We start from the raw sequence: 18,449 nt of genomic DNA, 5'->3' as shown, positions 1-18,449 counted from the left end.
CTATTCCCAATGACGTCTTCGCAATCCGGCTGGCGGAAGACTGAGATGATGCAGCGGCTAACTGGATAGCATCGAGATCGTCGCGGAGTTGTGAGCGATCCTTATCAGTAAACTCAGCGTGGTTCGGCTGCTCTGTTTTCTAACAGCCGAACCTTTCGACCCATAATCGCCGACGAGAGCACCCCGTCGCCGTGCGATTGGCAGCCGGGGATGGAAATCGAGGGCGCGGTGCTCTGGTGCGTGCCGTCGGGGGACGAGGAACTCGTGGTCGAGCAATTGGAAGGTTGGCAGGCGGCTGATTGCGTCGAAGGCAGTTCCCATGTGAAGGAATCGTGCAGAAGTAGGTCACCAATCCCGGCTGTCGTTCCGACAGCCGGGATTTGAGTTGGCTGTGATTTGAGGGTGCCGGTCAATGTCAGGAAGACTACGATCCACAAGAAGTGGAGTCCCTTAGAACCATGGTAACGTGCGCCTTGCGATCACGCAGCGGGCGTGCAGCCGCAATGCGGTACCAGGTCTGCTCGCCGCGTTACAGACCTGCCGGCAGGCATTCCTAACGGTACCTGTTCCCCTTCGGAAGCTTTGGTCCTGCTCCGCCCTTCCCAACAGGCTGGGGCACTGGAGTGGCAGTTCAGACCGTGACTTGGGTACCAACCTCGACGACCCGTCCGGTTGGAATCTGAAAATACTGGGTGGCGTCAGCAGCCGTACCGGCAAGCCCAATGAACAGCTGGTCTTGCCACAGCGGCATACCGGAATTGGCCGACGCTTTGATCGAGCGCCGCGACAAGAAGAAGGAGGTCGACATGATGTCGAATTTCCAGCCCTGCTTGCGGCAGATCGCCATCGCCTTCGGGATGTTCGGCTGCTCCATATAGCCAAACCTCATCGTCACACGCATAAAGAGGTCGTTGATTGGCGTTATCTTGATCCGCTCACTGTCCGGAACGGTCGGGTCCTGCGCCGTCACCACCGACAGGATGACGTTTTGCTCGTGCAGCACCTTGTAGTGTTTCAAGCTGTGCATCAGCGCCGCCGGAGCGCTTGTCCGATCGCTGGTCAGGAACACGGCGGTGCCGGGTACAAGCTGCGGCGGCGTGGCAGTCATCTGCTCGGCAATGAAATCGAGCGGGACTTCGCTCTTGCGGGCCTTCTCGAAGAGGAGGCGGGTTCCGCGCGCCCAGGTCATCATAACCACGAGAACCACGCCGGCGACAAGGATTGAGACCCAGCCGCCGTCGAGCACTTTCATGATATTCGCCGAGAAGAAGCCGACATCGACGACCCCGAAGACGAGCGTAAGGCCAAGCGCCGGGAGGAGCGTCCACCGCCAAATACGCCTCATCACGACGTAGAGCAGGATTGTCGTCACAACCATTTCGCCCGTGACCGATATGCCGTAAGCTGACGCGAGGGCGCTGGACTCACCGAAGCCGACGACCAGCAGCATCACCGACAACGCGAGCAGCAGGTTCACGCGCGGCAGGTAGATCTGCCCCGATTGCGTTTCGGAGGTGTGCCGGATTTCGAAGCGTGGAAGCATGTTGAGCTGGACGGCCTGTCGCACCAGTGAATAAGCGCCGGAAATCACGGCTTGGCTAGCTATAATCGTTGCTGCCGTGGCCAGCGCCACCATCGGAAGCAACGCCCAGCCGTGGTTCATCTCGAAGAATGGATGTCCGATCGTGCCACCTCGGGAAAGAACGAACGCGCCTTGCCCGAAATAGTTAAGCAGCAGGCATGGAAATACGATCACCAGCCAAGCCAGCACAATAGGCCTGCGGCCAAAATGACCGAGATCGGCGTAGAGCGCTTCAGCCCCCGTTACCGCAAGAAAAACGGCACCTATCGTCATAAAGGCAGTGCCGGGCGAGTGGCTGAGAAAATATGCGATATGGAGCGGGTTAATCGCCGCTAGAACGCTCGGATCGTCCGCGATGTGCATCAGTCCGGAAGACCCGATCGCGAGAAACCACAGCGCGGTGACCGGCCCGAAGATTGATGCAACGCCGCCGGTTCCGAAACGCTGTACCGCAAACAGCGGGGCCAGAATAATCAGCGTGGTCGGCACGACGTAGGGCTTGAAGGCCGGTGTTATCACTTCAAGACCTTCGACTGCCGAAAGCACCGAGATTGCCGGTGTGATGACGGCGTCGCCAAGGAACAGCGCCGCCCCGCACATCCCAACCAGCAGGATCACCAACGACGAGCGTTTCGAAAGACCACGTCGCGCAAGGGCCATCAGCGATAGCGTGCCGCCCTCTCGCCTGTTGTCGGCTCGAAGCACGAAAACGATATATTTAATGGTGACAATAATTGTTAGCGCCCAGACGATCAGCGACAGGACGCCAAGGACCTCCTCTCGTCCTGCCTGATTTCCGCCGGTCGATGCATGCAGGGCCTCGCGAAGGGCGTAGATGGGACTGGTGCCGATATCCCCGTACACGACGCCTAGTGCACCAAGCATCAAGATTTTGAGATTGGGCTGGCCCGGCGATTCCTTGGCTGCAAGCTGCGAGGGCGCGGCGTGCCTGCCAGCGTCGTAATTGGCCAAAGAAGATTACTCCATGCCGACTGGCGGGCTCCGATAGTCCTGCTGGGACGCAATAGCAATGGTTTTGTTGACGCAGCCTCTGGCGGGTGCCCTCGCGTCGTGCGCCCATTCTGAGGGACAGCCACCCAACTGTTATGCTCGCGAAGGCCGGCCATTACGGCAATTAGGCGCGTGCACCATGCTGTCTTGGCGGGGCACGTTGTCGTCAGGTTCTCGACAGCTTCCCTATGTCAGATCCAAGCCCAGCTTCAAACGGGCTTATATTGCTGAAAGTGAGAACGGATGGATTTCACCTCAACCAAGCGGGTGCGCGGACAATTGAACAGGACCGGCCTGCAAGAGAGCTCACGTGCGGCTCCGCCCGCAGGTGCGGCGGCGTTTGAGCGGCAACTGAGCGAGATCGCCAATTCAGGTGGAGGTGGTGGAGCAATGCCGGCCGGCTCGGCGCCGCAGCCGGCTCGGTCAACTCAATTTAAAACGCTCAAGAAGCGCCCTCTTCATCCCGAGGATGGTCCGCTTATTTCGGGGCTTGAGGACGCCCTCAGCAAGGGCAATGCCTCCAAGCGCACCGTCCAGGCCTATGTAGGTTCTCTTCTCAGCTTTGGCCACTGGCTCTTCGCACACAACAAAGATCCCATTAAGGATCGGCTCGACCACGGGTCCCTGACGGAGGATGCGCGCGAGTTCATCGGAAAGGGCGATTCGGCGAAACTCCTTACGGCAATAGATCATCTCCGGACCTCGCAGTCGACGGGGGGCGTCGTGCCGATCGCAGGCCGCGCTGAGTTGACGCCGCATCCGGAGGACGCGGCTCTCATCGAAGAGTATAAAAACGAAGCCCCGACACATAGCGGCAGGAGGAATGCAACTGCTCTTAGGAGCTTCAGTGATTACCTGCGTAAAAACAACAAGAAGGGCATTGCTGGTCGGCTTTCCGGCAAGGCGTTGGATGGAGATGTCAAGGGCTATAAGGAGAGCGCCGATGATCGGAGCATCGTTGCCGCACTGGCCCATCTCCGAAACTCGTACGCCGGCGCTAAAGCGATGGAGCTCGAGCGCCATATTCCCTCCGTTCCTGATCCCGACGACGCGGCGCTGATGGAGCCGAGGCGGGTCGGCGAGGCGATTGCGCCGCACAGCGCGTCGCCCGAAGCTGGCATTTGGCCAAATGAGCTTCCTGCGGCAGCCCACGAACAGGATGTGCGTTTGGAGCTGATGGACGAACCCGGCCCGTCATCTTCGGCGCCGCAGCCGGCCCAGTCAACTCGGCCAAGGAACCAGCCTCTTTATCCCGAGGATGCTCCGCTGATTTCAGGGCTTAAGGATGCCCTCATTAAGGGCAACGCCTCCGAGCTCACCGTCAAGGCCTATGTAGGTTCTCTTCTCAGCTTTGGCCGCTGGCTCTTCGCAAACAACAACAACAAAGATCCCATTAAGGATCGGCTCGACCACGGGTCCCTGACTGAGGATGCGCGCGAGTTCATCGGAAAACGTAATCCCAAGACACTCCTTACGGCAATAGATCATCTCCGGACCTCGCAGTCGACGGGCGGAATCGTGCCGATCGCAGGCCGCGCTGAGTTGACGCCGCATCCGGAGGACGCGGCTCTCATCGAAGAGTACAAAAACGAAGCCCCGACACATAGCGGCAGGAGGAATGCAACTGCTCTTAGGAGCTTCAGTGACTACCTGCGTCAAAACAACAAGAAGGGCATTGCTGGTCGGCTTTCCGGCAAGGCGTTGGATGGAGATGTGAAGGGCTATAAGGAGGACGCCGCTGGTTATGAGAGCATCGGTGCCGAACTGGCTCATCTCCGAAACTCGCACGCCGGCGCTAAAGCGATGGAGCTCGAGCGCCGTGTTCCCCCGTTCCTGATCCCGACGACGCGGCGCTGATGGAGCCGAGGCCGGTCGGCGAGGCGATCGCGCCGCACAGCGCGTCGCCCGAAGCTGGCAGTTGGCCAAATGAGCTTCCTGCGGCAGCCCACGAACAGGATGTGCGTTTGGAGCTGATGGACGAACCCGGCCCGTCATCTTCGGCGCCGCAGCCGGCCCAGTCAACTCGGCCAAGGAACCAGCCTCTTTATCCCGAGGATGCTCCGCTGATTTCAGGGCTTAAGGATGCCCTCATCAAGGGCAACGCCTCCAAGCGCACCGTCCAGGCCTATGTAGGTTCTCTTCTCAGCTTTGGCCACTGGCTCTTCGCAAACAACAAAGATCCCATTAAGGATCGGCTCGACCACGGGTCCCTGACCGAGGATGCGCGCGAGTTCATCGGAAAGCGTAATCCCAAGACACTCCTTACGGCAATAGATCATCTCCGGACCTCGCAGTCGACGGGGGGCGTCGTGCCGATCGCAGGCCGCGCTGAGTTGACGCCGCATCCGGAGGACGCGGCTCTCATCGAAGAGTATAAAAACGAAGCCCCGACACATAGCGGCAGGAGGAATGCAACTGCTCTTAGGAGCTTCAGTGACTACCTGCGTCAAAACAACAAGAAGGGCATTGCTGGTCGGCTTTCCGGCAAGGCGTTGGATGGAGATGTGAAGGGCTATAAGGAGAGCGCCGATGATCGGAGCATCGGTTCCGCACTGGCTCATCTCCGAAAATCGCAGGCCGGCGCTAAAGCGATGGAGCGCGAGCGCCATATTCCCCCCGTTCCTGATCCCGAAGATGCGGCACTGATGGAGCCGAGGCGGGTCGGCGAGGCGATTGCGCCGCACAGCGCGTCGCCCGAAGCTGGCAGTTGGCCAAAGGAGCTTGCTGCGGCCGCCCACGATCAGGATGTGCGTTTGGAGCTGATGGACGAAGCCGGCCCGTCGTCCTCAGCGCTGCGACCGGCTCAGTCAACTCGGCTTCGCAGGAAGCAGCGGCCTCGGAAGCAGCAGCCTCTCTATCCCCAGGACGCTTCCCTCATTTTGGGGCTTGAGAAGGCTCTCATCAAGAATAATGCCGCCGAATTCACCGTCAAGAATAATGTACGTATTCTTCGCAATTTTGGCCGCTGGCTTTTCGAAAATAACAAAGCGAGCATTGTTGCTCGGCTCAACAGCAAGTCGCTGTCCGATGGCGGTGAGGTGCTCGAGTTCATCGGAAAGGGTGATCCCAGAAAACTCGTTACGGCAATAGGTCATCTCCGGACCTTGCGGTCGACGGGCGTCGCAGGCCGCGCTAAGCTGAATCGTCCCACCCAGAACGTGGCGCTCATCAATTCCGAAGATGCGGCACCGATGGAGTCGAGGCGGGTCGGCGACGCCGCTGCGCAGCACAGCGCGTCGCTGGAAGCTGGCAGTTGGGCAAAGGAGCTGCCTGCGAAAGCGCACGATCAGGATGTCCGTTCGGGGCTGATGGACGCACTCGGCCCGTCGTCATTTCTCGAGCCCGCCGCTCGCCATGACGAGGCACCGGATCCTGGAGAGTCCAATCACCAGCGGTCCCCGGACGAGCTGATGGGTGCACCTGCCTGGAGCAACCGCCTGCCAAGCGAGGAGGCCTTCATCGACGATGAGCATGACACAGCTGAGTTGAGGCCAGCGAAAAGGCAGAGGACCCTAGACGATCCGCAAGGCCTTGCCGCCGAGCGGCAGCTGAGCGAGATCGCTAATTCAGGTGGTCGCCTGCTGACGCCGGCCCCCACCCATCAACTGGGTGCATCGCCATGGGAGGCGCAGCGAATGATGCAGGGGAGCGGGTACGAAGACGCCGCGGCGCCGCATGCGGTCGCGACCTCCGTCGGGGACGCCGCTGCGCAGCCGGGACCTGTTACTTGGCCATTGGTCCGCCCGGAAGGTTACGATCAGGAACTGATGGTTGTAGACGGCCCACCGTGGTCCGGGTCTCCCCCTGAGCAGGCGCAGGACATGGTCCAAGCTGGACGGCAGGCACCTGCCAGGTCCACGTCAACCTGGTCGCTGCAGACGCCGCTCAACTTTGATTGGAGTATGTGGCCAACGTCGGAAGCAGCGCCAGCGCACTATGTCAGGGCTCGCTCAGAAACCTACGGCGATTTTGAGGCAGCGGTTAATTCCAATCCGCCCGGGCCAGTACCGGGTTATCACCAGGGCGTTCGACAGCCCGGCTCGCCGCTGGCGCTTTCTCCGCTGCCAACCTCCTCGGACGATGAACCGATGGCGTGGTTGAGCGAGGAGTTGGAGCAGCGGCAGATGCTCGGCGAGACGGAGTGGCAGCCGATGATGCAAGCGACAGGGTCCGCCGCCGTCCCGGGGGCGGGAGGGCCCGATGACGTTCGGCTCATCCATCGCGGTCGACTTTCGCCGATGAGTGAAGCTGCGCCAGCGCCACCGGCAAGGGCTCGCCAACCCGCCTCGCCAGCAACCGCCGGGCTGCCAGACACCTACCGCGGCCTTCCAGTGGTTGATGTGACGACGCTAACGACCAGTTCCTCCGATGCTCAGATCGGGGCGTTCGATCCGACAGCCGCGTCCAAGGTCGCCAACGGGTCGGTGCTCGGCGCCACCGAGTGGCTGAGCGACGCCCATATCCAGAGGGATTACCAGTTGCTGGAGGGGCAACTGCAGGGGATCGATCCGACGCTCGCCGCCCGGACACGGCTGGTGGATCCGTCGGTATCCCATCTACTGCGTCACATGGCGCCGCAAGACGCGCGCGGCACATTGCAGTCCATCTATAATCAAAGCAACGCCCCAGCCGACTTCCTGTTCTTGCCAGTGAACAATGGCACTCCTACCAGCCCCGGCACCCATTGGTCGCTGCTGCTCGTTGATCGCCGCGACCCGGAAAGGCGGTTCGCCTATCACTACGACTCCCTGCAGCGAGAGGGATACAACGACGCGCCTGCAAGACAGCTCGCAGGACTGCTGAACGCCACCTTGGCGCCAGCCCGCATGGCCCGACAGCCGAACCATTATGATTGCGGCGTCTTTGTGGTGGACGGCACGTGGGCGCTGGTTGGACGATTGGTCGACGGGGAGCGGCCGGACCACGGGCCGCTGCCCCTCGACAAGCTCGTCGCCGACCGGCCGGCGCTGCAAGACCGGCTGAGAGGGCGCTTGCCGCACGAGCAAGAGCCCCGGCAGCTGTTGGATGCTGAACCCGCCTCCCCACCAATGATGGCCTTCGACCCAGAGGAACTCCGGCGACTGCTGGATGACGAGCCTGCCTCCTCTTCGCCAAGAGGTATTTCGACCCCGCATGCGCGAACGGACCGTGTCCATCAGCCAATCCAGGCGCCGTGGCTCCCTGAACGCAAAAGTTGACTTTGCGGTGGAGGAGCAGTGACGCAACTATCGGTTGCGTCGGCGCCTTTGCACCCGGAAGACCGGGTGAGTGTCTGAATCAAAACGACTGGTGCAATTTCAAGGTCTTGCGAGGCGACGCGTGAGCAGGCGGATGTGGGCGATGAAGACCCAAACTTCGGCGGACGCGATGGTTCGTTCGAAGTCCTTGGCCAGTCTGCGGCATCTGCCGAGCCAAGCGAATGTTCTCTCCACCACCCATCTGCGGGGTAGCACCTCGAAGCCCTTGATGGCGTCCGTGCGCTTGATGATTTCGAGCGTGAACTTGCCGACCTTCTGCAATGCCCCTTTCAGCTTCGGTCCGGCATAGCCGCCATCGGCGAAAATATGGCGCAGCCACGGCCAGCGTTTGAGGATCGATTTCAGGACGACCGGCGCGCCGTCCCGGTCCTGGATATCGGCGGCATGGATGACGAGGCCCACCAGCAGGCCGAGTGTGTCGACAACGATATGGCGCTTGCGGCCCATCACTTTCTTACCGGCGTCAAACCCACGAATTCCGCCGCTTTCCGTGGTCTTGACTGACTGGCTGTCGATGACGCCTGCAGTCTGCGCGGTATTGGGGGTGCAAAGTGCCACAATATTGGTCCGCGAGGCCTTCGTCCGTCGCTTCGCTAATGCCAAAGCGCTCGGATCTTATGCAGGTCTTACTGCGACGCCTTACAACAGTGGTGGGGTGGAACGCGAGCAAGGGATCGGAAAGGCCGGGAACCGGCGGCTTCGAACGGTGATGGTGGAGCTGGCCTGGCTCTGGCAACGCTACCAGCCTGGTGCTGCTCAGGCCGCCTGGTTCCGGGAACGCACCGGCTCTACTGGCCGCCGCGTCCGCAAGGTCATGGTGGTCGCCCTCGCTCGCAAGTTGCTGATCGCTCTGTGGCGCTTTGCCGTCGATGGAGTCGTACCCGAGGGAGCGACCATGAAGCCCGCCGTATATAAATTCCGAGATAGGGCAGCTCTGCGACTGCAAAGCCGCCCGGTGACCGAGGGAACGTCGCCGTTGTCCGGCGTGGTGCTCCAGTGCCGTCTTCACAGAGTGGTGCCGTTCCTTTGGAGCTCTCCCGTCCCGAATGCGGGACAGTGGTTGGGTATCATCCCGCCGGATGTGAGGTTAGCAGGCAGGCCCTGCAGGAAGAGAGCTCACCTCGGATCACAAATAAGAAAACCGTTGACGGAAGAATCATCATGTGAGGCCGGACATATGCACGCAAGCGATACGATCAAAATAACGCTCGACATCTTGCAAGGAGGGAGCCGTCCACATATGTCGGGACGTAGATCGGATCATTCCGCTGATGCTGTTGCAGGTGAACGTGTGCCACGTCAACACTGCGTCCATTACACAGGAAGATCCCTCCCGCGAAAACCCATCATGCGGCGATCAAGTATCGACCGCGCAGACAACCGTGCTCTCGGCAAACGTCAATCAGCGGCGCAACACGAAACAGCGCGCTTCGCACAATATCCTGTGTCTCAATGCGTCGTCCGGTCGAACGATCACCGGCCGTCGATTGAACAATGTCAAAAAGGACTTGATGAGCACGCGCGATTAGACAACGGCATCTAGAGGACCCGTCGTTGGGGCAGAAAGTACGGCACCGAGTACGTTCGGCCGCAGAGAGCGGCCAAGCTCCAATGATGTTTGGCGTAAGAAACATTGGTTGTGGCGGGCTGTCGAGCAGGACTGATACGTTCTCGACGGGAACGTCCAGGATCGCCGCAGTACCGAGGCCGCTAGGCGCCTGCTCACCAGTCTGCTGAAGAAACAGGTCTGGCACCAAGGCGCATCAGTACCGACAGCTGCGCTCCTACACAGCGGCGAAACGGCAGGTCATCCCAGATGTCGAGCGCGCGCACAGAGGCCCTAACAGCGGGCCGAGAATTCTCACGAGCCGCTGCGAAAGCGCACGAGCATCGCTGGAAAACCTGCAGCGCTTCTTCGATCTCTCAACCTTTCGTAATCTGTTCGCCAGTCGGCTCAAAGCGCTCCATCGCGTCCACGCTATCGCGGAATGAAAAGTTATGACCCGAGCCCTCGCCTGACATTTCCGTCTGCGCTCCCTTCACGTCCAACTCAGATAGCCCAATCGCTAACGCTTGAGCCAGGTCGGATTTTTGCGTCCCGAGAAGCCCTTCGTCAGCTAATCGTCAGCCAGGCGGTCTAGACCTGCCACGCCAAGCCAGCCTGAACTCAATGCGAAACATAGGAGTGCGTATCGTCATGTATGGTCAATTGGTGGCTCGTCCGATGTGCACTACCCCGCATTGACTAAGCTGACCTTGGTAACCGCCCTGCGATCAGACGCAGAAGCCAAAGGTTTGCGGACATGTTTGCCTAATGCATTAGCCGGAGCAGGCTCCAGCGGCAGCTCATCTTCGGCGTAAGTGGGCGAACAACCGTGTCGGTGAAAGGCAGCAAACAAGCCTCCACTCTGTCTCTGCTCAGGACAGAGAGCAGTGACACAGGCGGACCAAGCTCCCGCAGGTCAGGGCCCTGATCCACTACGGCTGAGCGACATCAGCCCCAACACAATGGGCGCATTCTTGCCTATATCGGAGATGGAATATGACTGGCATTGGTCGACCCGGCAGATCGCGCATGGGGATGCAGGAGCCGACAGCACGTGGGAAGCGAGCAGTTCGTGCTCGCAATCCAGTGTTGCTCCTGGGGGAAGGCAGTCAATCGTTCGGATCCGTTGTCGAGCGGATCCGCTCTGGGGCTCAAGATAGAGAGACGTCCTCCGCCCGCATAGCGCGCGGTGCCGACGATGCCTTGGGCGACGGGTCTTTCCGGCCACTCCGTTGGCGCACATCGAACCCTGACTGCTGCGCCACGTGAAGAGGGCGAGCGGCGCTGGTGCGCGCAACACTCCGGCCAAAACTTGCCTGGCGCGGACGCCCGATTTGAGCTGTCGCGTCGAAGGAATTGCAGATGACGCTTCACGACGTTGCGCTTGACGACAAGTTCGACCTTTCCAAGGAGCGCATCTTCCTGTCGGGCGCGCAGGCGGTCGTGCGCATGCTTCTCATGCAGCGCGAGCGCGACCGGCGCGCGGGGCTGAACACCGCCGGCTTCGTCTCGGGCTATCGCGGCTCGCCGCTCGGCGGTCTCGACCTCCAGCTCTGGAAGGCCAAGCGGCAGCTTGCCAACGCCAATATCGTTTTCCAGCCGGGGCTGAACGAGGAACTTGCAGCCACCGCCTGCTGGGGCACGCAGCAGACCGAACTGCTGGGCGAAGGCAAATATGACGGCGTGTTTTCGGTCTGGTACGGCAAAGGGCCGGGCGTCGACCGCTCCGGCGACGTCTTCCGCCACGCCAATCTCGCCGGGTCATCGAAGCATGGCGGCGTGCTCGCCCTGATGGGCGACGACCACATGGCAGAATCGTCCAGCAACGCGCACGCCACCGAGTTCCTGTTCGTCGATACGATGATCCCTATCCTCAATCCGGCGGGCGTGCAGGAACTGATCGAATACGGCCTCTACGGCTACGCCATGTCGCGCTTCGCCGGCACGTGGGCGGCGATCAAATGCGTCAAGGACAACATCGAATCGACGGCTTCGGTGGATGCCTCGCTCGACCGGCTGAATATCGTCATCCCGGAGTTCGACATGCCGCCCGGCGGCTTGAACATCCGCCACGAGCTCGACCAGCTCGGCCAGGAAGCGCGACTGCACGAACACAAGCGCGCCGCGGCGGCGGCCTTCATCAAGGCCAACGATTTGAACCGGATCGTCTATTCGGGCGGCCGCAATCCGAAGATCGGCATCATCACGATCGGCAAGAGCTATCTCGATGTACGCCAGGCACTCGACGATATCGGCGTCGACGAAGCCCGCGCGAAGCAGCTCGGAGTGCGGCTGTTCAAGGTCGGCTGCCCGTGGCCGCTCGATTTCGAGCACATTGCGGATTTTGTGCGCGGCCTGGAGATGGTGATCGTCGTCGAGGAGAAGCGCTCGCTGATCGAAGTGCAGCTGCGCGAAAGCCTCTACAACACCGCCATGCAGCCGGTGGTGATTGGCAAGAAGGATGAACGCGGCGACTGGCTGTTTCCGGCCAAGGGCTCGCTCGACCCGAATGACATCGCGATCGCGCTCGGCGAGCGCATCGTCAAGACGATCGGCCCGTCGGAGGAGATTTCGGCCCGGGTCGCACGGCTAAGGCAGTTCCAGGCGATGCTCGCCGACACCAAAGATATCGGCGCACGTACGCCGTTCTTCTGCTCGGGCTGCCCGCACAATTCCTCGACCAAGGTGCCGGAAGGCTCGATAGCCGCCGCCGGCATCGGCTGCCATTTCATGGCGCTGTGGATGGACCGCTCTACGGTGGGATTCACCGCCATGGGCGGGGAGGGCGCACAATGGATCGGCCAGGCGCCGTTCTCGACGCGCGAGCACATTTTCCAGAATCTCGGCGACGGCACCTATAACCATTCGGGCTCGCTGGCGCTTCGCTTCGCCCTCGCCTCGGGCGCGAACATCACCTACAAGATCCTCTACAACGATGCCGTCGCCATGACCGGCGGACAGCCGCACGAAGGCAATCTGACCGTCGGCATGATCGCGAGCCAGGTGCGCGCCGAGGGCGTCGAGCGCATCGCCATCGTAACCGACGAGCCGGGAAAGTATGCCGCTGCCGGTGTAATTTTCCCGGCCGGCGCCACCATTCACCACCGCGACGATCTCGACCTGGTGCAGCGGCAGTTGCGCGAGGTGAAGGGCGTCTCCGTGCTGCTCTACGACCAGACCTGCGCGGCCGAAAAGCGCCGCCGGCGCAAGCGCGGAACCTTTCCGGATCCCGACAAGCGCGTCATCATCAACGAACTCGTCTGCGAAGGCTGCGGCGACTGCGGCGTGCAGTCGAACTGCGTGTCGATCCAGCCGGTGGAAACCGAGTTCGGTCGCAAGCGCCGCATCGACCAGTCGAGCTGCAACAAGGATTTTTCCTGTGTCAACGGCTTCTGTCCGTCGTTCGTCACCGTGCACGGCGCAAAAGTCCGCAAGGCCGAAGGCATGGCCGGAAAATCCGATCCGCTGGAAGGCGTGCCTGAACCGCAACAGTTTGCGCTCGACCGTGACGGCTGGTCGTCCATCATCGACGGCGTCGGCGGCACTGGCGTGGTCACGATCGGCGCCATTCTCGGCATGGCCGCGCATCTGGAAGGCAAGGGCTGCGGCATGATCGACATGGCGGGCCTCGCGCAGAAGGGCGGGGCAGTGTTTTCGCATGTCCGCATTGCAAGGACCCCGGAGGATATCCACGCCATCCGCGTCTCGGCGGGCAAGGCCGACCTGGTGCTCGGCTGCGATCTCGTCGTGTCGGGAAACAAGAAGGTGCTTGCCGCCGTGCGCGAAGGCCACACGATCTTCGTCGCCAACACCGCCGAGATCATGCCGGGCGATTTCGCACGCTTGGCCGATTTTTCGCTGCCCGTCGAGCGGCTGAAGAAGGCCATCCGCGAGGCCGCCGGTGACGCCAAGGCGCATTTCTTCGATGCCACGCGCACCGCCTCGGCCCTGTTCGGCAGTTCGCTCGGCGCCAACATGTTCATGCTGGGCTTTGCCTACCAGCATGGCGGGCTGCCGCTGTCGGCCGAGGCAATCGAGCGCGCCATCGAACTCAACGGCGAGGCGGTCGCCATGAACCTCGCGGCGTTTCGCTGGGGACGGCGGGCGGCGCATCAGCCTGACTTTGTCAAAGGAATGCTCGGCCAATCGGAACAGGGCGCTGTCGCCATCGCGCCATCGCTGGACGACATCGTCGCGCGGCGCGTGGAGTTCCTCACCGCCTATCAGAACGCCGCCTATGCCAGGCGTTACGCCGATCAGATCGACGCGGTTCGCAGGGCCGAACGGGCCGCAGTACCCGGCTCCACCGCGGTTACCGAAGCCGTGGCGAGAAACCTTTTCAAGCTGATGGCGATCAAGGACGAGTACGAAGTCGCCCGCCTCTACACCGACGGCTCGTTCCAACGCCAGCTGGCCGCGCAATTCCAGGAATACGACCGGCTGGAATTCCACCTCGCGCCGCCGATCATGGGCCGGCGCGGCGCGGATGGAAAGCCGAAGAAATCAAGTTTCGGGCCGTGGATGATGAAGGCGTTCCGCCTGCTCGCATCGCTGAAGGGTCTGCGCGGATCGGCGCTCGATGTGTTCGGCTATTCCGCCGAGCGGCGGATGGAGCGCGATCTGCTGGCGCGCTACGAGGCCGATGTCGATCGCATCGCCCGCATCCTGACGCCGGCGAAGATCGGGGCAGCGGCTGCCTTGGCGTCAGTCCCGGCTCTCATTCGCGGCTACGGCCACGTCAAGCAGGCCAGCGTGGAAAAGGCTGCGGGCGAGCGGGCCCGGCTTCTGGCGCGCCTTGAAAGCGCAGAGGCGAAACCGGAGCCGGAAAGGCGGAACAAGCCGCTTTCTGTGGCAAGTATAACCCTCTACAATCCGACCTTAACGTAAGATTGCCCCGGTACGCGCATGATCCTCTTTTAGGCGATTGTGGCAAAGCTTGGCTCCCGGCGAGCTCGAACAATTTGCGGCGCGCATGCGGAACCTGCTTCGAGTACCGGCCCCGGCGATCGTAGCGTTCGCCATAGCCGCCATAGGCGTCGGCCTGCAGGATCCCGGACCAGGTGCCAAGATGCGCCCGTGGATGTTCGCCACGCCGGTCGCGAATGATGAAACAGCCCGGCGGGCGGATCGACACCGCCGAACGCGGACATAAGGTTTCTGGCGTGGTTCAGCGCGAGGGTATCTCCTGGAACATCGGTCGGCAAAGGGGTGGGCCCAGCGTTTCATGACGACTGCAACGCCCGATCAATCCGTCGCGCCGCCAGCGCGGCGGGTTTTCTCTTGAGCACTTGTTTTGGTGTTGTCACGTAAACCTGCGTCAGCATTTGCGGCATAGGGACGGCGGCATGACAATGCCTGCCATCAGCTACAAGCGCCATCGTTTCCCGCCGCAGATCATCGCCCATGCGTCTGGCTCTACTACCGGTTCCCCTTGAGCCTGCGTCTGGTCGAGGAAATGCTGCTGGAGCGCGCCATCGTGGTCTCCCACGAAACGATCCGCCGCTGGGGCAAGAAGTTCGGGCCCGATTATGCTCGCCGCTTGCGCCGCAAGCAGCCGAGCCGCGATGACATCTGGCACCTGGACGAAGTCGTCATCACCATTGCTGGCCGAAAACACTGGCTATGGCGCGCCGTCGATCAGGACGGCTATGTCCTCGACGAGATCGTCCAGAACCGCCGCAACACCAAGGCGGCCAAGCGATTGCTGACGCGCCTATTGAAGAAACGGGGCGTCGCACCGCAGCGCATGATCACTGACAAGCTGCGCTCGTATGGAGCGGCCAAGCGTCAGGTGATGCCGGACGTCGAGCACCGGTCACCCAAAGGATTGAACAACCGCGCCGAGAATTCCCATGTGCCGCTGCGAAAACGAGAGCGGGTGATGCAGGGCTTCCGGTCGCCAGGAGGCCTGCAGCGTTTCGTCTCGATCTTCTCGGCTCTGCGCAACCTCTTCGTTCCACCTCGCTCAAAACGCTCCGCTCTCGCCACACATATTCACCGCCTGCAGGCCATGGCGGATTGGAAAGCCGTAACCGTGGTCAGCTGACAACAGCGCCGCAGCTCTCAGCGCGTTCATAGCCAGACAACGTGACATCGCCGTCACGAACTATCGGTGGCGCCGAGCGCCTTACCACCCGGACGGGTGGGTGGGAGGAGATGCCGTGGCGGATGATGATCCCGCCATCGCCGGCGAGGACTTCCCTCGCGAGAAGGCGCAGCACGCGTGCTGGTACTGTCGGCACGACAGGCAAGAAGGAACTGATCGGTTTCCATTGGCGTGCGGAGAGTGTGCCGAGCTGGCGTGAGCTGCTGATCGGGATGTGTTGCAACGTTTTCGTTACTCGCGAGAGGCAAGGCGGATGCTTCAACCATTTCAGAGGATTGTGATGTTCAAAGGCCGCAGTTCGAGCCATCTGTGATCCTGCTTTGCGCGCGCTGGTACCAGGCCTACAATTTGAGCCTGCGTGATCTTGAGGAGATGATGGTCGAGCGGGGTATTACGGTCGATCACACGACCGTCCATCGCTGGAGGTAATCTATCGCGCCATCGACAGCGTCGGAGACACAGTCGAATTCTATTTCAGCCAGCAGCGCGACCTGCCGCCGGCCAAACGCTTCTTCAGGGCCGACCGGATCGCCTCGTCATCGACTGTGGCCAGGGAAGGCGATCGTTTCATGGACCCAGCCTATGGCGAAATCCTTTCCCAATGACGATGCCGCTATGAAGCTGTTATATCTGGTCCTGAACCATGCGGCCGAGGAGTGGAAGCGACCGCCGCGCGAGTGGTTCGGGGCCAAGATCCAGTTCGCCGTCGTCTTCGGCGAAAGGTTCGTCAGCCAGTGACGAAACCGGCCTCGCGCACAACATTCCTGACAGTCCCGTGCACAAGCGGTTAGGGGGCGACCCCAGAATCATCACTTTCGTCTCGTGACGCCTACCAGAGAATTTGCTGGTGAACTGACCGGCCAACGCCAAACTCATGCTCGCCGGGCCGACTTGTCAGCATACGACAGAAACCGCTCAACGGCCGCGCCTTAGTAACCGCTTCAAGCTCAAACCGGCCAACAAAATGTAAGGCGGCATGGCGAGCGAATAGTGACCACAGTTTAATTCCAAAATATTTGGCCTAGCCCCGGCGTCCTTCAGCCTCCGCATGAACCTCTCCGATAGCTCTGGCAACACCACTTTGTCTCTCTTAGCCAGCACGACGTGTAGATCGAGATCCGGCCGTGCCAAACTATGCGCGTAATTCTCCAAGTTAAGTGGACCCCAGGCCCTTCTGAGATCGGTCAGCTCAATCTCAGGCTCAAGGCTATCGCGTATCGATCGTGTCGCCCGGCCCGTCCAAACCATATCCGCTAGACTCCCCGCCGTCAGAAACAACGAGGCTTTTGACACAGCCAAGTCGTGTGCCGCGACTATGGCCGCAACCCAGGAACCTAAGCTCATTCCGAGAACCGAAATCTCTCGATAGCCTTCGCTTTTCAACCAACGTATGAGTTTTCGCCCATCCAACACTGCCTGCCTTACAGATTGGATCGTTCGACCGAGATTAGGGCTAAGCATATAGTCGGCGTGCACGGAGCCGGGACGGCTGCGTTCGAAGTGATACGGCATAGCAATCTCGACAACCGTGATACCACGCTGCGAGAAAAAGTTGGCAATCTGACGATTCCAGGCGCTTGCATTCCAATGGTGAAAAATCACCATCGCCTGATCGAACGACCCGCTTTCTGTGATTTTCGCCAAGACGACATTGTTCTGTTCGATATCAGTAGAAATGTCCGATGGAAATTTGAGCCATCCGTCTTGCCTTTCAAAACCCTGATCGCCCCCGCTCGGCTCATCGAAAAAGGCTGGATCAGCCACAGCCTGGTCCGCAAGGCCACAGAATTCCTTGATACTTGTTATCTTCTTCGCACCTGGAAAGGCGCGTTCCGCGGCAAGGACGAAATCCGTTGGTTTCTTCCCTTCCTCACCGCGTCGCGCCCGTCGCTCATCCCAACGATCAAGCCAACTATGATACACTCTGATCGTTTCCTAACTCACTTGCTCGCCATCGACCAAACCCTGGATCAAGCAGGCTGTATATCGCGAGCAGCACTCCAATGCCCAGAAGGATCGAAAAGCCAGCAAATGCATCGATCAGCAAGTAGCGAGCCACGAGTAACGCCACGACCGCCGACATCTTCCATAAAGGCGCATGAAATCGACCTCCGACACCTAATCGGATGGAACCATAGAGAAAAACAACACAGGTCGAAATAGCGATAAGAAGGCTACTGTAATGGGTCGGCCTACGATAGCTGATCCCGGCGCTCACATCATTGCGCCCATGGAAGGCGGAAGACATATCGCCGACCAACCAAGCCACAATATTCTCTCCACGCGATGTCAGGTAAGCACTCTGGACCTTCATGACTATGACGATCAGAACCCCCAAAACAGTACACCGAAAAATTCTACGCATCACTCTGAGGCTGGCTTCGTTGTGCTCGTGTTGATAATCCACTTCCGGCCGATTATTCGCTGCTTCTCCAATCCTCCAAAGATCATGGATCACCGTATAGAGCAAATGAGACCTACGAAGAACAGATAAAAGCACAGGCACATGTATAGGTAAGCGAGCCCCATGAATACGACCGCTTCTGGCACCGATATGACCTCAGGGCCTTGTCATCGCCAGTCAGCCGCTCGCCCTGCCCGCTTCTGAGAACGACCGCTCCTTGAACAGACAGCCCGCCGTCGGCCTGGTGCGTGACAGCGCGTCGATCGCCGAACGCGCTCGTCAAACTATCCCTGACCAGCTCATGCATCGCCTCGTCTGACGAAACCGCCGCAGGCGCTATCTCTACGGTGAAGCTGCCGATATCGCGGCTCTCTACAGGATCGTTTTCCATTGCCGTAAGTATCGCCTCGAGAGGCCAGATTATGAAGGTGGAAAGATTTGAGACTGCAACCGAAGGCCGAGCCTGATTAAAGAGGGAGAGCCGAGGGCGAATCCCATGCGCTGCGCCTGCGGGACAATCGCCTGCAAAATACCACTCAGCG

General features: G+C 60.6%; 7 protein-coding genes and 8 pseudogenes. 8 read left to right on the top strand and 7 right to left on the bottom strand.

All coding sequences use genetic code 11. The features are described 5' to 3' along the window. Window positions 1-631: 631 nt before the first annotated feature. Entirely contained in the window at window positions 632-2,467 is a 1,836-nt protein-coding gene (locus ACG873_RS31285) for a potassium transporter Kup (RefSeq protein ID WP_394893786.1), read from the bottom strand. 369 nt (window positions 2,468-2,836) lie between these two features. Between ACG873_RS31285 and ACG873_RS31280 the strand changes: the two genes are divergently transcribed. Beyond that, entirely contained in the window at window positions 2,837-4,450 is a 1,614-nt protein-coding gene (locus ACG873_RS31280; RefSeq protein WP_394889808.1) for a hypothetical protein, read from the top strand. Then, on the top strand, window positions 4,450-7,791 hold the full coding sequence (locus ACG873_RS31275) for a Ulp1 family isopeptidase (protein ID WP_394889806.1): 3,342 nt from the start codon (window positions 4,450-4,452) through the stop codon (window positions 7,789-7,791). The genes ACG873_RS31280 and ACG873_RS31275 overlap by 1 nt, the downstream gene beginning before the upstream one ends. A 99-nt stretch (window positions 7,792-7,890) precedes the next feature. Here the strand turns inward: ACG873_RS31275 and ACG873_RS31270 are convergent. Continuing rightward, window positions 7,891-8,379: pseudogene (locus tag ACG873_RS31270) on the bottom strand (IS5 family transposase); the annotation flags it as partial. Between the two features lie 10 nt (window positions 8,380-8,389). Here ACG873_RS31270 and ACG873_RS31265 point away from each other — a divergent pair. The 3 genes and pseudogenes from ACG873_RS31265 to ACG873_RS31255 all read left to right on the top strand — a co-directional run. After that, window positions 8,390-8,758: pseudogene (locus ACG873_RS31265) on the top strand (transposase); the annotation flags it as partial. A gap of 364 nt (window positions 8,759-9,122) precedes the next feature. Further along, window positions 9,123-9,380 carry a hypothetical protein gene (locus ACG873_RS31260; protein ID WP_394893836.1) on the top strand — a complete coding sequence of 86 codons (258 nt, stop codon included), beginning with the start codon at window positions 9,123-9,125 and terminating at the stop codon, window positions 9,378-9,380. A 1,379-nt stretch (window positions 9,381-10,759) separates the two neighbouring features. Next, window positions 10,760-14,284, top strand: a complete 3,525-nt coding sequence (locus tag ACG873_RS31255; RefSeq protein ID WP_394889804.1) for an indolepyruvate ferredoxin oxidoreductase family protein — start codon at window positions 10,760-10,762, stop codon at window positions 14,282-14,284. Between the two features lie 31 nt (window positions 14,285-14,315). On the opposite strand, the pseudogene ACG873_RS31250 reads toward ACG873_RS31255, so the two are convergent. Beyond that, a pseudogene (locus ACG873_RS31250) lies at window positions 14,316-14,538 on the bottom strand (IS66 family transposase); the annotation flags it as partial. Window positions 14,539-14,619: 81 nt separating this feature from the next. Beyond that, window positions 14,620-14,802: a hypothetical protein gene (locus ACG873_RS31245; RefSeq protein ID WP_394893835.1), complete on the bottom strand. Its 183-nt coding sequence runs from the start codon at window positions 14,800-14,802 to the stop codon at window positions 14,620-14,622. On the opposite strand from ACG873_RS31245, the pseudogene ACG873_RS31240 reads away from it, so the two are divergent. The 3 pseudogenes from ACG873_RS31240 to ACG873_RS31230 form a co-directional block, all read left to right on the top strand. Then, window positions 14,749-15,443, top strand: a pseudogene (locus ACG873_RS31240) (IS6 family transposase). The gene ACG873_RS31245 and the pseudogene ACG873_RS31240 sit on opposite strands and share 54 nt — an antisense overlap. A 340-nt stretch (window positions 15,444-15,783) precedes the next feature. Next, window positions 15,784-16,056, top strand: a pseudogene (locus ACG873_RS31235) (DDE-type integrase/transposase/recombinase); the annotation flags it as partial. A gap of 41 nt (window positions 16,057-16,097) precedes the next feature. Then, window positions 16,098-16,241: pseudogene (locus ACG873_RS31230) on the top strand (IS256 family transposase); the annotation flags it as partial. A gap of 177 nt (window positions 16,242-16,418) precedes the next feature. On the opposite strand, the gene ACG873_RS31225 reads toward ACG873_RS31230, so the two are convergent. From ACG873_RS31225 to ACG873_RS31215, 3 genes and pseudogenes are all read right to left on the bottom strand, one after another. Continuing rightward, window positions 16,419-17,426 carry an RcgR family putative quorum lactone hydrolase gene (locus tag ACG873_RS31225; RefSeq protein ID WP_394889802.1) on the bottom strand — a complete coding sequence of 336 codons (1,008 nt, stop codon included), beginning with the start codon at window positions 17,424-17,426 and terminating at the stop codon, window positions 16,419-16,421. Beyond that, window positions 17,416-18,068: pseudogene (locus tag ACG873_RS31220) on the bottom strand (RcgA family putative transporter); the annotation flags it as partial. The gene ACG873_RS31225 and the pseudogene ACG873_RS31220, both read right to left, overlap by 11 nt. Beyond that, window positions 18,068-18,280 (bottom strand): annotated as a pseudogene (locus ACG873_RS31215) (hypothetical protein); the annotation flags it as partial. The pseudogenes ACG873_RS31215 and ACG873_RS31220, both read right to left, overlap by 1 nt. Window positions 18,281-18,449 lie beyond the last annotated feature (169 nt).

Origin of the sequence: Allomesorhizobium aridi, assembly GCF_043769475.1 — a bacterium.
In the GTDB taxonomy this organism is placed as follows: domain Bacteria; phylum Pseudomonadota; class Alphaproteobacteria; order Rhizobiales; family Rhizobiaceae; genus Allomesorhizobium.
Note: the sequence above shows the minus strand (reverse complement) of the source record. Positions and strands in the feature narration are given on the sequence as shown.